Source organism: Streptomyces noursei (assembly GCF_001646665.1).
Classification (GTDB): Bacteria; Actinomycetota; Actinomycetes; order Streptomycetales; family Streptomycetaceae; genus Streptomyces; species Streptomyces lavendulocolor.
In genome coordinates this window covers 1-380 of the sequence record NZ_LWBU01000408.1, presented here as the reverse complement: position 1 = coordinate 380, position 380 = coordinate 1, and the positions used below count along the sequence as shown (strand labels likewise).

Annotated in this window: 1 protein-coding gene; it reads left to right on the top strand. The window is 67.4% G+C overall.

Annotated features, from left to right (window positions below):
• Positions 1–123 precede the first annotated feature (123 nt).
• A partial coding sequence (locus A4V12_RS34015; protein ID WP_159028993.1) for a catalase occupies positions 124–380 on the top strand: 257 nt, incomplete at its 3' end.

The following is a 380-nucleotide window of genomic DNA, read 5'->3' as shown; positions in this document are numbered from 1 at the left end:
TCCCGAATCGGTGTGGCTTTGGAAGCGGGCTTGACTTAGACAGTGTCCATTGTAGGAGCGGGACCGGCATTAGCCAAGGGACAGGACTTGCAGGACATCGCAGGACACGCGCAGGAGGCGCACGTGACGCAGGGACCGCTCACCACGGAGGCCGGCGCGCCGGTCGCCGACAACCAGAACAGCGAGCCCGCGGGGGTCGGTGGTCCGGTTCTGGTCCAGGACCAGCTGCTGCTGGAAAAGCTCGCCCACTTCAACCGCGAGCGGATCCCGGAGCGCGTGGTCCACGCGCGCGGCGCCGGAGCGTACGGCACCTTCACGGTGACCGCGGACGTCACCCGGTACACCCGGGCGAAGTTCCTCTCAGAGGTCGGCAAGCAGAC